The following is a 12446-nucleotide window of genomic DNA, read 5'->3' as shown; positions in this document are numbered from 1 at the left end:
CGCTGATTACGCAAGTCGGGGCGCTGGATGTAGCGACACGAACCGTACGTGTCGATCATTGACCGGCTGGACGGGCCGACTGTTGTGCACGTTGATCTCCGCGTGGACGGCCGCCAGTTTCTCGATCTGAACGTCGGAGAGATATAGCGGCTCACTTAGCACCAGCCACGTCACGTCCTCGGTGCAGGGTGGCGTGGTCAGCGAGCCTTCGTATACATAGCCCGTCCGGCTGGGTGGCAGCAGGTCCGAGGGATCGAACGGTATGGGCGGGGCCGTCTCGACCTCGGGAAAGGTTGACCAGATGGGAGCAAGGGTGGAGTTGGTCTTCCCATTCTCGAGAAAAATGCCGATAACAACTAGATGACCGCTTTCGCTCACGTGGACGAGGTGCATCTCGCCGGGGAAGCTGCGCCCCCCGATTTGATGCTCGCTGGGCGTGTGGAAGTGGAATTGGACAAGTTCGTACGTCGTCCCGTCCAGCGTGAGCGTGCCCCCCTTCAGCTGCATCTTGACGCCGTAACTCGAATAACTCAGTGTACCATCAGCTTTGGTGTAGTCGATGGAGAGGGCGAGGGTCTCTTCCGCCGCCGCATGAACGGGTAGATCGATCGGAGACTGCCGATCTCCTCCGCATGCGCAGAACTCATTCGACAGGTCGGCCCAGTGGGTGGGACCTTCCTCGCCAACGTATCCCCATTCGGTGTCTGTTTTCATCGCGATCCTAGTGGCTGTAGGTGGGAGGTTATACGTGTGAATACCGACATGCCTACAGCGACCGCGCCCGCCAGCCCTTGTCCACGGATGAGCAAAGGCGTTCATGCCGGATACAAAAAAGTAGAACGAACTGCTATGCTCCGTTAACCGGTTTCAGCGTATTCCGTTCGCAGGAATCGGGTAGCTACGGGTTGCGCATTTTCTCGATTGGTATGTCAGGAAAACGGTATCTACCGTTGTCCGACCCGTAGGGCAGGGGCAAAAGAAAACGCCCCGGGGCGTGAGCCGTCGGGGCGTTTTTCGAATGCTGCTGTGGTCGAGGTCAATTACTTACCGACCTGACCCATGGATACTCGTACGCGGTTGCGGGCGCGCTCCAGGGCGGCCTCGGCTTCTTCGCGCTCGGAGCCTTCCAGACCACCTTCTTTCAGGCGTCGGGCAGCGCGTTCCTCAGCGGATTGCGCGCGCTCGACGTCGATTTCAGATGCAGGCTCAACCGTTTCCGCGAGCACCGTCACCTTGTTGTCGATGACTTCGAGGAAGCCGCCACTGGTCGCAAAGACCACGCGGTCGTCGTGCACATCGGCGAACCGGTGAGCGTCCTTCGTTTGCACCGAGAGCGTTCCGACACCGAATGCCGCGATCATCGGGGCGTGGTCGCGGAGCACCTCAAAGGAGCCTTCGACGCCGGGAGCGCGGACACCACTCGCCTGGCCCCGAAAGACCCGGTCATCGGGCGTCACGATGTCTACGTAAAGATCGTCAGGCATAGATCATTTCGAATTTCGAAGTTCGAATTGCGAAGTGTTTTAGAGGTCACTCCGCTTACTCTTCGGCCAGCATTTCTTCGCCGGTTTCGATCACTTCGTCGATGGTGCCTTTCAGGAGGAAGGCCCGCTCCGGAAGGTGGTCGAGTTCGCCGTCGAGGATCATGCGGAAGCCGCGAACGGTCTCTTCGATGTTCACGAACTTCCCTTCGAGGCCGGTGAACTGCTCAGCGACGAAGAACGGCTGCGAGAGGAAGCGCTGGACGCGGCGGGCGCGGTTCACGGCCTGCTTATCTTCGTCCGAGAGCTCGTCCATACCGAGGATCGCGATGATATCCTGCAGCTCTTTGTAGCGCTGGAGGATCTCCTTCACGTCCTGGGCGGTGCGATAGTGCTCTTTCCCGAGCGTCCGCTCGTTGAGCATCTGGCTCGTCGAGTCGAGCGGGTCGATGGCCGGGTAAATACCCTGCGTCGACAGCTGACGGGAGAGCACCGTGGTAGCGTCGAGGTGAGCAAAGGTCGTGGCCGGGGCCGGGTCGGTAAGGTCATCCGCCGGGACGTACACGGCCTGGAAGGACGTGACCGATCCGTTCTTGGTCGATGTAATGCGCTCCTGCAGGTCGCCCATTTCGGAGGCGAGCGTCGGCTGGTATCCCACAGCACTCGGCATACGACCCATCAGGGCGGATACCTCGGAGCCGGCCTGGACGAAGCGGAAGATGTTGTCGAGGAAGAACAGCACGTCACGGCCGCCGAGGTCGCGGAAGTATTCGGCGATCGTGAGGCCAGTCAGACCCACGCGGGCACGCGCTCCCGGGGGCTCGTTCATCTGGCCGAACACGAGCGAAATGTTGGAGGTCTTGATGGCCTCCATGTCGACCTTGTCGAGGTCCCATCCGCCTTCCTCCATCGCTTCGGCGAATTCCTCGCCGTAGGTCATCACGCCGGATTCGAGCATTTCGCGAAGGAGGTCATTCCCTTCACGTGTACGCTCACCCACGCCGGAGAACACCGACAGGCCTTCGTGCGCCTTCGCAATGTTGTTGATCAGCTCCTGAATGAGCACCGTTTTACCCACACCGGCACCACCGAAGAGGCCGACCTTACCGCCTTTCGGAACGGGCTGGATCAGGTCGATCACCTTAATTCCGGTCTCGAGGATTTCCTGCTCGGCAGCAAGATCCTCAAACTCCGGCGCCTTCTGGTGAATCGGGCGGTACTCGTCCACATCCGGTGCCGGGAGACCATCAATGGCCTGGCCGACCACGTTGAACAGGCGACCGCGAATCTCTTCACCGATCGGTACGGCGATCGGCTGGCCAGAGGCGAGGATTTCCTGGCCGCGTTGCAGGCCGTCGGTAGAGTCCATCGCGATGGCGCGAACACGGTGCTCGCCGAGGTGCTGTTGTACCTCAAGGATGAGGTCTTCCTTGCCGTCACGTTCGACGACGAGAGCGTCGAGAATGTCGGGGACCTCGTCCGCTTTGAACTCGGCGTCGACGACCGGTCCAACGATCTCGACGATCTTACCTTTCATTTGTGCTGATCCAACTTCCATGGGAGGTGGGCTCGATTAATTCGGGACAATGACGGGACCGGAGGCCGTCGGGAATACTGTATCAAGTCGGGAATGTCCTGCGGCAAGGAACGCTGTACGCCGAAAACGACGGTAGACGCGGAATCCGCACGTACCGCAGCCAGGGCATGCATTTGTGCGTGCCCATGTCTGAGAGCGATCCGCCGAAGGGGTGGCCGGGGCGTGAGCCTGTGCACTGGGCCCACTCAGACCAGTATGAACGTAAAACCCAGCGTACGCAATTGCTTATCACTGCATCGGGATTTCGATCCAGAGGCAGCAAAGAATCCGGGAATTTCGCCGCCCACAGCCACGGTTCGTCAAGTCTTGACGGTCTGGGGAAGTGTGGACGCACTATGGAAGGTCAATAGCGATCGACCGTCTCGCGTTTCCACCCCCTGGCCCCAGTTCTGTTGAAATTTGAGTCATCTCGGTCATCGGGGGCGTGGGACGTCTCCTCCATGAAGACACCCTTCTCGATTGTTTTCCATCGGCAAATGCCCCATCTGCTCCAATTCTTCCGGTGCGTCTGCGCCGCCGATCGATGCCGGAGGAGACGGGTCGCTGTACACTGTTTCCTGCTCGCGCCACCCATCGCGGCGGTGTGACTTCACTGCAGATCTCGTTGACTGGCTGTTATCATGGGAGGCCTCTGTGCCTGCATTCACTTCGATCGTCGCCCCGGGGCGCCGGACGCGGCACAGGCAATGGTCTCAGCGCTCGCGCACCGAGGACCGGATGGCGTGCAGGCTTCGATGGACGCGGACGCAGCTCTCGTGCAATTCGACCTGCACGTCACGCACGCGGATCACGCGACGAAAGAGCGCAGGATTAGAAAGCACGGTGATGCGTCGCGGCGTGGGGGCCTGATCGTCGTGGCCGATGCGAGAATCGACAACCGTGAGGATCTGGAGCATATACTGGCTAATGATCTGCGTCCCGACGCATCGGACACGGACCTGATCGCCGCGGCATTTCGACGATGGGGCACGGCTTGCCTCGAGCACCTGATTGGCGACTTTGCCTTCGCGGTCTGGGATCCAGCCCGACGCCGGCTCTTTGCGGCCCGCGACCCGATGGCCATGCGCGGCCTGTACTACCGGCAGGACGGCGATCGACTCCTGCTAGCATCCGAGGTTGGGGCGATCACGGCGGTCCCCGGCGTGTCGAGCGACCTGCACGAGCCTGCTATTGCCGCATATCTGGCTGGCGACTTCGAGCATCCCTCGCACACGTTCATTGAGGGCATCCACGCCGTGCCTCCGGCGCATGCTCTCATTGCATCGCCGGGATCGTCGGCCGTGCGCCGGGTCTGGGACATTGACCCCGGCCAAAGAATTCGCTATCGGCGGGACGAGGAGTACGTCGAGCATTTCCGCGAACTGTTTGCCGAGGCGGTTCGCTGTCGATTGCAAACGCCCGACCCGGTCGGCCTGCTGCTGAGTGGCGGTGTAGATTCAACCGCTATCGCCGTGACGGCCGGTTGGCTTGATGAGCAAGGCGTTTCGGTCGCGCCACTCCGAACGTATTCGTTCGACTTCCCGACGCTGCCCGTGTGTGATGAGCGGTTCGTCAGCGACGAAATCGTTTGCCGGTACGGATTTTCGTCGACGCTCATTGACGTTGATTCCGTACCGCTCGTCCGTCGCGACCCGGAGCCCAACCTGGAGGAGCCGTACGTCTCCGGGTTTCATCACCTTCTACTCAGGGGATACGAGCTGGCGGCGCGTGACTCGTGCTGCACGCTGATGAGCGGGCATCATGGCGATCTGATGGTGGGCGGCCGGCTATTCGACTATCTCGGCCTGTTGGGGTCGGGACAATGGTACCGTCTGGTGAGCGAGCTTCTCCAGCATGCGGAGCGGGAGAATCGGCCGTTGCGTGATGTCGTGCGTGAGCAAGTCATCGGGCCACTACGTGTCAGAGTCGGTCGTTGGCTTCGAGCGAGCGGCTTGCGTTCACCGGAAGATTCGCCCGTACCGCGAGTCGATTGTCCGCCCTGGGCGACCGATGCTCTGCGTCACTACCCGGCGCCGTCTGGTTCGTCCTCGCACATTCCGATCGGACTGAGCGGTGTTCGCCGCGAGCGGTACGAACTGGCTACGCTCGGGGGGCACATGCGAGGCGGGACACGCAATAACTTTGATGCAGTCCGTGAGGGACTTGCGTCGGCCGATCCGTGGAGCGACCGACGGCTGTTCGAATGGGTTATGGCCGTTCCACCGTCGGTAATCTGCCGTGGTGGGGAGAATAAATCTGTTGCTCGAGCGGCCTTTGAGGAGATGATGCCCGGTGTGCGAGCGCAGAAGATATATCCGGAAGCACTGTTTCTCCGTGCGCTAAGGATGACGGAGAAAGAACATGTCGCCGCGTTATTAAAGGGTCCAAGGCTACGCGACCTGGGCTTTATCGATGTCCATCGTCTGCGTGCGTATTACGATGAGTTCCGGGAGGGTCGGCAAAACGATCACCGGTTCTGGTATACGCTGGTACTTGAGCGATGGCTGCGGCAACACTGTGCTCACGCTTCAGATGACAAGTCCCGGCCAAGTTTTTCTCATAGACACACAACGACGTTATGAAAGACTCCAAAAAATATGAGTCGCCACGCCTAAAAGTGCATGGAACGGTGGCCGACCTGACAGCCGCGGGACGCACCAATCCCGGTAGTGACTGTCAGGTGTATGGAGATGACCTACGCGGATCAAGTATGAACGCAAACTGCTGGGGGAACCAGAGTTAGTCGGGACCCCTCAGGAGATTCTTGGGCAGGCGTGGGGCGTAGACCGAAAGAGGTGCGTCGCACGCCTGTTCTCTCATGTGTCGCTGTTTCCCTGAAGACCGGACCGTATGTCTTCTCCCCTTCGGCCCCGCTGCGTGGTTACTGAGATACCGATAGAGGCTGCTGGCGCAGACCCGGAACGGGTCATGCGCGTGGCTGAAGGAATGGTCACAAGTCCGGCGTGGTCTTCGTTTCCTCCGATGGCGTGTGTTGTGCGACCCAGGCCGGACCGCCGGGTCGCGATGCTCGGATTTCTGAACGATACCGATGCATCCCGGCTGGAGGCGCTCGTCCGCCAGGTTCCGTCGACTGTCCGCGACCTTCGGTACGTTGACTACCAGCAGGCGGAGACAGACTGCGAGGTGCTGGCAGCGAACCTGTCGAATCGACTCGGTGCCGACCTAGAGCAGGCGCGATTTGCCGGATTGCCGCGCGGTGGAATGATCGTGCTTGGCATGCTGAGCTACGCGCTGGGTCTGCGACCCAATCAAATCATCGATCTGCGGGACGTGGAAGCAACGAGCGACGGACACCCGCTTGTCATCGTGGACGATTGTGTCATCACCGGTGCACGGATTCGAGCACAGCGAAACCGCTTCGTGACGAACAATGCGTCCCGACGCGATCTCGTTGTGGCCGCACTTTATGCGACGCCTGCTCTGTGTGATGCGGTAGAAACGGATTCAGCGATGCGGGCGTGCATCCGAGCGCGCGACGTGCAGGATTTCACCGATGAGCGCTGGGGTGATCACGCTGGTACGTATCGAAATCGCTGGGAGAACCGGCCGGTGGAGCGGTACTGGACGGGGGTTCCCGAGCACGTGGCATTTGCCTGGAGCGAGCCCGATGTCGGCGTGTGGGACGAGGAGCTTGGTCGGGTCATGCGTGGCCTGCCGGTCGTTTCGCCGTCATCATGCCTCAAGAACCGTCACGCCACCAACCCAGAAACACGTCCGCCGGTCTTTCGTCAGCCCGAAACCACCGCCGGCTGTGCACTCGGTCCCCATACGTTCGTCGCAGAGGTCGATTCCAAGTGGATCATTGCAAGCACGCGGTCGGGCGTGTGTATGTCGATGTCGGGCAGCTCCGCAATGTTCTGGCAGGCGCTCTGGGAGGCGTCGTCCATCGACGAGGCCATTGAACGGCTTGCCGATTCGTTTCCGAGCGTGTCTCCCGCGTCGCTCCGTGACGATACCCGACAATTCATCGGTGAACTGGTCCGGTTCGACGTCTTGCAGCATTCGTCTTCGTCCGCCCCTTTCGATCACGCTTCGGTTTCGTGACCTCTCCATCCATCTATCGGGCGTATGGCATCACGCTGGAATCGACGTATCCGTTTCGGTTCTCGCTTTCACGAGCCAGTGGGGCTCCAGACGTTCGTATCCGCGTCGTCGATGAGTCTCCACGTCCCGACTTCTGGGACGGAGCACGCCCAGTACACATCGAGTCACAGGGCGAAGACGGACTGGCGGATGCGATTTTTCTGAACGATGACATCGCGGACATCGCCGTGCTTCGGTTTGCCAGCGCGGCCGATATTTACATCGGGCGGGAGACGATCGCGTGTCATCTCAAGAAGCCGCACCTGACGGACGCGCTCGAGGTCTGGCTGTTCGGTCCCGTGCTCGCGATCTGGCTGGAGCGGCGCGGGGTGTTGGCCCTGCATGCAGCGAGCGTCAGCGTGGACGGGGCGGGCATTGGCATGCTTGCGACAAGTCAGTCCGGGAAGAGCACGCTGGCGGCCGCCATGATGGAGCGGGGGCACCCGTTGCTCACGGACGACATTCTGGCTGTCACGACGAGTGCCAGCGGACCGGTGGCGCAGCCGGGCTATCCGCAGATGCGCCTCTGGTCGGATCAGGTACAGCGCTGGGTTGGAGAGGCAGACCTCCCGCGCGTCGTGCCTCATCTTGACAAGCGGCGGGTGCCCGTCGGGGTCGATGGATTTGGCACGTTTCAGTCCGATCCCGTCCCGCTACGTGCATTGCTTATACCGGAGCGAGGTCCGGACGCACAGGACGTGGCCTTCCGTCGTCTTTCCCCCACAGAAGCCATCATGGAGTGCATTCGGCATTCGTTTCTGCCTCAGTCGATCCATGCTCTCGGACTGTCCGCGCAACGGCAGGAGGCGCTAGCTACGCTCGTTCGAACGGTGCCGGCGTACGCGTGCATCTATCCCGACGGACTCGATCGGGTGTCAGAAGTCGTGGATGCAATTGAGCAGCAGGTCCGTCTACTGGCACAGAAGGCAGCGTAAATAGCGGTTCCATTCGTGTGGCGGTTTACGTATACTGAAGCGCGTTTTCGTCCGGATTCTGCCCCGCCCGCTGCCTCATTTCCTCATGCGTACGCTGTTATTGTCGCTCGTTCTGCTCCTCGTTGTACCATCGTCCTTTGCCCAGCTTTCTGAGGAGCCGGATCCGCTCCCTACGATCGCCGAAGCGACAGACGGAATGGAGCAGCGCGATGGGTTTGTGCCGATCTACTGGGATGCTCGCAGGGGAAAGGTGTGGCTCGAGATCTCGCGCTTCGATGAGGATTTGCTCTACGTTTCGTACCTCGCGGCCGGACTCGGATCCAATCCGGTGGGTCTGGATCGCGGGCAACTTAGCGGCGAGCGTGTGGTGAGGTTCGAGCGGGTCGGACCGAAGGTTATGCTCGTTCAGCCGAATCTGAATTACCGGGCGCCCTCCGATAATCCGGCCGAGCAGGAGGCCGTGGAGGAGGCATTTGCGTCGTCGGTGGTCTACGGCTTCGAGGTGGCCGCGGAGGACGATGACGGCCGTGTGCTCGTGGATGCGACTGATTTCATCCTGCGCGACGTCCATGGCATTGTTCGAACACTGAAACGGGCCGATCAGGGAACATACACCCTCGACAAAAGCCGCAGCGCGCCGTATCTGCCGTCGACAAAGTCGTTTCCGCAGAACACGGAACTCGAGGCTCGGCTGACTTTCACCACCGACGAGCAGCCGGGCGGCTACGTTCGTGGAACGGCTGCAGACCCGTATGCGGTGACTCTCCGCATTCGCCACTCGCTCGTCGCACTGACAGATCGCGAAGCCTATTCGCCGCGTCGCTCCGACCCCCGCGCCGGTTTTTACGCGCAGACGTATCGCGATTACGCCGTGCCGATCGGGGAGGAGATCCCGCAGCGACTCATCGCACGACACCGCCTCGTTTGCGCTTCCGATCCGGACGCCGAGGGGATGTGCGAGCCGGAAGAGCCCATCGTGTACTATCTCGATCGCGGGACACCCGAGCCGGTGCGCTCCGCTTTGCTCGATGGCGCTCGCTGGTGGAATGAGGCGTTCGAAGAAGCCGGGTTTCGCGATGCCTTTCGCGTCGAAATGCTGCCGGACGAGGCCGATCCGATGGACGTTCGCTACAACGTGATCCAGTGGGTGCACCGGCGGACGCGTGGCTGGAGCTACGGGGCGTCGGTCTGGGATCCGCGTACCGGCGAGATTCTGAAAGGCCACGTTACGCTCGGATCGCTTCGTGTCCGACAGGATTACCTGCTGGCGGAAGGTCTTCTTGCTCCCTACGTCGGACCGAACGCGAACGGATTTGACGAGAATGACCCGATGCTGGATATGTCGCTGGCTCGGATTCGACAGCTCTCTGCGCATGAGATTGGCCACACGATCGGCCTGCGCCATAACTTTGCAGCGTCGACAAACGAGCGTGCGTCGGTCATGGACTACCCGGCCCCCCTCGCAGCCGTGCAGGGCGACTCCATCTCTCTCGCGAACGCCTACGATGTCGGTATCGGCGAATGGGACATTCACGCCATCCGCTATGGCTACGGACGTCCGGGGGAGGGGCAGTCGGAGGCGGAGTTTCTTGAGGCAGCGATTCAGGCGCGACAGGATGCCGGTCTGCGGTACATCACCGATGCAGATGCTCGCCCGGCCGGAGCCGCGCACCCATACGCCAACCTCTGGGACAACGGAAGCAATATGATTGCGTCGCTGGAGCGTGAGATGGACGTTCGGCGCGTTGCGATGCAGCGGTTCGGCGGCGAAACGATTCGGAAGGGACAGCCGCTGGCTGTGCTCGAGGAGGTGCTCGTTCCTCTGTACCTGCGGCACCGCTATCAGGTGCAGGCGACGACGAAGCTCATCGGCGGCGTAACGTACACCTACGCCGTCCGGGGTGATGACAATGCGACCTTGCCAACACCTGTGCCATCCGGGCGGCAGATGGACGCTTTGGGTGCGCTTCTGGCGACGCTTTCGCCCGAAGCACTGCGCCTGCCCGAGACCGCGCTCGATGTCCTGCCGCCCCGGCCGCCGGGCTATCCGTCGAACCGCGAGCTTTTCCCCGGCCGCACGGGTCTCACGCTGGATGCCTACGCCCCCGCGGAGGTCGCAGCATCAATGGTTCTCTCTGGGATCATTCACCCCGAACGGGCGGAGCGACTCATGCAGCAGAAGGGCACGGACGACGACCAGTTGGGGCTCCAGGAGGTTTTGCGGACCGTTTCTGGTCGAGTATGGCGAGAAACGGACGGCGACGACATGGATGCCGATCTGAAGCGAACCGTACAACGCGTCTGGGTCGACGTTCTAATCGAGACGGCGACGAACGCGAGCACGAGTCCTTCGGTGAAGGCGACTTTGGAGCAGCATCTCCGTCGAGTTCGGCAGCAGGCCCGAGACGTGCGCGGCGACGACCGGGAGAAGGCGCACCGGGCACGGATTCGGTCCGTCATCGACCGCTACCTCGACCGCGACTACGCACGGGCGGACGACGACGTCTCGCGTCTGGAGACGCCGCCGGGGTCGCCCATCGGGGCAGGCGACACGCCCTGGGCGCGTCAGAACGCCCGATCCGAGGCCTTGGAGGCCTGGAGTGGACGCCCCGACCTGTGCCGGTGGCACGCGCACTGATTCAACGGCCTCCGGGCTCCACCTGAGTGCGCTACATTCGCGAGGACGCGAGTTCGACATCTGCGTACTGCCACGCCTCGTCAAATCGACGATGAACGTCCTTGGCGTCGGCGTCACGGCCCTGAGCGCGCAGGCTTTTCTCTAGACCAAACAACGACCACCCATTTTCGGGGAAGCGCTTCAGATCCTCGCGGTAGACGCGTTCCGCCTCGGCGGGCCGGTCCGCCTGCAGCAGCACAGCGCCGAGGATCTGCCGGACCGGGTGATGCCATGACGGGGGTTCGTCGTAGTTGAGGTCGTCCTCCAGCGATGCAGCCTCGCGGAGATGTCGAATCGCCTCATTCATGTTGCCACGGGCGGCGGCGAGTTCGCCGGCGACGATGCGCGACGCCACCTGCATGATGTCAGCGGTCGTGTTGATGTCCCAGATCGTCACCTCTTCAAGGTCTGAATGAGATGAGAGCTGCTTGAGCTTAGTCAGGTGCTGCTCTGCCTTCGAGAGTTCGTCGGTGCGAATGAGGGCCATCGCCCGAGCATAATGCCACACGGCCGTTGGATACACGAGGTCATCGGCGGGAGCGTCCGTGTTTAGAATCTCAGACCAGCGCCCGAACCGAACCTGGGCGTAGAGCGGCGTCACCCGGTAATGCTGAAGGGTACCGAGACCTGGTGCACGCATCTGCGACGTGTCGATTCGTGAAGCTAGCGTCTGAGCCGCATCGATGGCTCGCTGTGCGCGGCCTTCCAACGTTGCCGTCGCCCAGAGGAAATGATGATTGTGTGGGATATACCCGATCGGATAAAGGCCCTGCGCATGGCACTGCGTGACGTACGACTCATCGGCCGCAATCGCCCGCTCATTGGCGAGCGATCCCTCGTGGTAGCGCCCGACTCGGATGAAGATGTGCGATGGCATGTGGACGAGATGGCCGGCTCCCGGCACGAGGTCCTTCAGGCGTTCCGCCGACTTGACGCCCCGCTCTGGATGCTGCGCCTCCACGGCATGGATGTACAGATGATTGGCCCCGGGATGCTCTGGTTGTCGTTCCAGGACGGATTCGAACGTAGCCAAGATCGTGTCCGTCACCGGCTTGGCCTTTCCGTTCGCCTGCCAGTAGTCCCACGGCGTCGTGTCCATCAGTGCTTCGCCGAACAGCACCTGCGCGTCGGGGTCGTCGGGAAATTGACGGGCGAGCTCTCTCATCGCGTTGGCGTAGGCGCGGTCGAGTGAGCTACGGTCGGACGGTGGGTTTTCGACATATCGATGAGATAGCGCCTTGATGTAGGCTTGCTCACGTTCGGTCACGTCCGACGCATATTTCTGAGCCTGCTGCAGCGCGGCATACGCGCTTGGAATGTGGTCTTCCTGCATAGCAGCGTTGATGTTGGGACCGAGAACGAGCGCTTCGCCCCAGTAGCACATCGCACAGGTGGAGTCGCGCCGGGCGGCTTCGCGAAACGATCGCGCAGCCTCGGCATGGTTGAATCCGTAAGCGAGGACGAGGCCCTGATCGAAGTAACGCTGGGCCATCGAATCATCGGTCGTGATCGTCATGCTATGGTCTCCCATGCCTTCTAGCAGGGGGGCGATGCGATCATCGGCAAGTGAGGTCGCACTGCGGGAGTACCCGAGGAAGCCGACGACCACCAGGACGAGAAGCAGGACGAAAGCAGCAGAGCGTTTCATGGGAGTCGGAGCGTGTTCGAGTGCG

General features: G+C 61.6%; 9 protein-coding genes. 5 read left to right on the top strand and 4 right to left on the bottom strand.

The genetic code is table 11. The features are described from left to right. Nucleotides 1–6: 6 nt before the first annotated feature. The 3 genes from CRI94_RS10775 to atpD all read right to left on the bottom strand — a co-directional run bounded on the left by CRI94_RS10775 (nucleotide 7) and on the right by atpD (nucleotide 3039). Nucleotides 7–714 carry a carbonic anhydrase gene (locus tag CRI94_RS10775; protein ID WP_179862260.1) on the bottom strand — a complete coding sequence of 236 codons (708 nt, stop codon included), beginning with the start codon at nucleotides 712–714 and terminating at the stop codon, nucleotides 7–9. 326 nt (nucleotides 715–1040) lie between these two features. Next, entirely contained in the window at nucleotides 1041–1484 is a 444-nt protein-coding gene (gene atpC, locus CRI94_RS10770; RefSeq protein WP_098075717.1) for an ATP synthase F1 subunit epsilon, read from the bottom strand. Nucleotides 1485–1539: 55 nt separating this feature from the next. Then, nucleotides 1540–3039: a F0F1 ATP synthase subunit beta gene (atpD, locus tag CRI94_RS10765; protein ID WP_098075716.1), complete on the bottom strand. Its 1500-nt coding sequence runs from the start codon at nucleotides 3037–3039 to the stop codon at nucleotides 1540–1542. Between the two features lie 659 nt (nucleotides 3040–3698). Between atpD and CRI94_RS10760 the strand changes: the two genes are divergently transcribed. The 5 genes from CRI94_RS10760 to CRI94_RS10745 all read left to right on the top strand — a co-directional run bounded on the left by CRI94_RS10760 (nucleotide 3699) and on the right by CRI94_RS10745 (nucleotide 10734). Continuing rightward, nucleotides 3699–5639: an asparagine synthase-related protein gene (locus CRI94_RS10760; protein ID WP_098075715.1), complete on the top strand. Its 1941-nt coding sequence runs from the start codon at nucleotides 3699–3701 to the stop codon at nucleotides 5637–5639. Then, on the top strand, nucleotides 5636–5800 hold the full coding sequence (locus CRI94_RS18155; protein WP_143815368.1) for a lasso RiPP family leader peptide-containing protein: 165 nt from the start codon (nucleotides 5636–5638) through the stop codon (nucleotides 5798–5800). Before CRI94_RS10760 ends, CRI94_RS18155 begins: the two co-directional genes overlap by 4 nt. A gap of 281 nt (nucleotides 5801–6081) precedes the next feature. Next, nucleotides 6082–7122, top strand: coding sequence for a PqqD family protein (locus CRI94_RS10755; RefSeq protein WP_179862259.1), 1041 nt, complete (start codon nucleotides 6082–6084; stop codon nucleotides 7120–7122). After that, a complete protein-coding gene (locus CRI94_RS10750) occupies nucleotides 7119–8096 on the top strand; it encodes a hypothetical protein (protein WP_098075713.1) in 978 nt (325 codons plus the stop codon). Before CRI94_RS10755 ends, CRI94_RS10750 begins: the two co-directional genes overlap by 4 nt. Nucleotides 8097–8181: 85 nt before the next feature. Then, a complete protein-coding gene (locus CRI94_RS10745; protein WP_098075712.1) occupies nucleotides 8182–10734 on the top strand; it encodes a zinc-dependent metalloprotease in 2553 nt (850 codons plus the stop codon). Nucleotides 10735–10765: 31 nt separating this feature from the next. On the opposite strand, the gene CRI94_RS10740 is transcribed toward CRI94_RS10745, so the two are convergent. Further along, complete coding sequence (locus CRI94_RS10740; RefSeq protein ID WP_098075711.1) at nucleotides 10766–12421, bottom strand: hypothetical protein; 1656 nt, start codon at nucleotides 12419–12421, stop codon at nucleotides 10766–10768. Nucleotides 12422–12446 lie beyond the last annotated feature (25 nt).

Source organism: Longibacter salinarum (assembly GCF_002554795.1).
Classification (GTDB): Bacteria; Bacteroidota; Rhodothermia; order Rhodothermales; family Salinibacteraceae; genus Longibacter; species Longibacter salinarum.
Note: the sequence above shows the minus strand (reverse complement) of the source record. Positions and strands in the feature narration are given on the sequence as shown.

What these genes read in the sequence shown, in the direction of transcription:
- CRI94_RS10775 (WP_179862260.1), bottom strand. Translation starts at nt 714, where the DNA reads ATGAAAACAGACACCGAATGGGGATACGTTGGCGAGGAAGGTCCCACC.
- atpC (WP_098075717.1), bottom strand. Translation starts at nt 1,484, where the DNA reads ATGCCTGACGATCTTTACGTAGACATCGTGACGCCCGATGACCGGGTC.
- atpD (WP_098075716.1), bottom strand. Translation starts at nt 3,039, where the DNA reads ATGGAAGTTGGATCAGCACAAATGAAAGGTAAGATCGTCGAGATCGTT.
- CRI94_RS10760 (WP_098075715.1), top strand. Translation starts at nt 3,699, where the DNA reads ATGGGAGGCCTCTGTGCCTGCATTCACTTCGATCGTCGCCCCGGGGCG.
- CRI94_RS18155 (WP_143815368.1), top strand. Translation starts at nt 5,636, where the DNA reads ATGAAAGACTCCAAAAAATATGAGTCGCCACGCCTAAAAGTGCATGGA.
- CRI94_RS10755 (WP_179862259.1), top strand. Translation starts at nt 6,082, where the DNA reads ATGCTCGGATTTCTGAACGATACCGATGCATCCCGGCTGGAGGCGCTC.
- CRI94_RS10745 (WP_098075712.1), top strand. Translation starts at nt 8,182, where the DNA reads ATGCGTACGCTGTTATTGTCGCTCGTTCTGCTCCTCGTTGTACCATCG.
- CRI94_RS10740 (WP_098075711.1), bottom strand. Translation starts at nt 12,421, where the DNA reads ATGAAACGCTCTGCTGCTTTCGTCCTGCTTCTCGTCCTGGTGGTCGTC.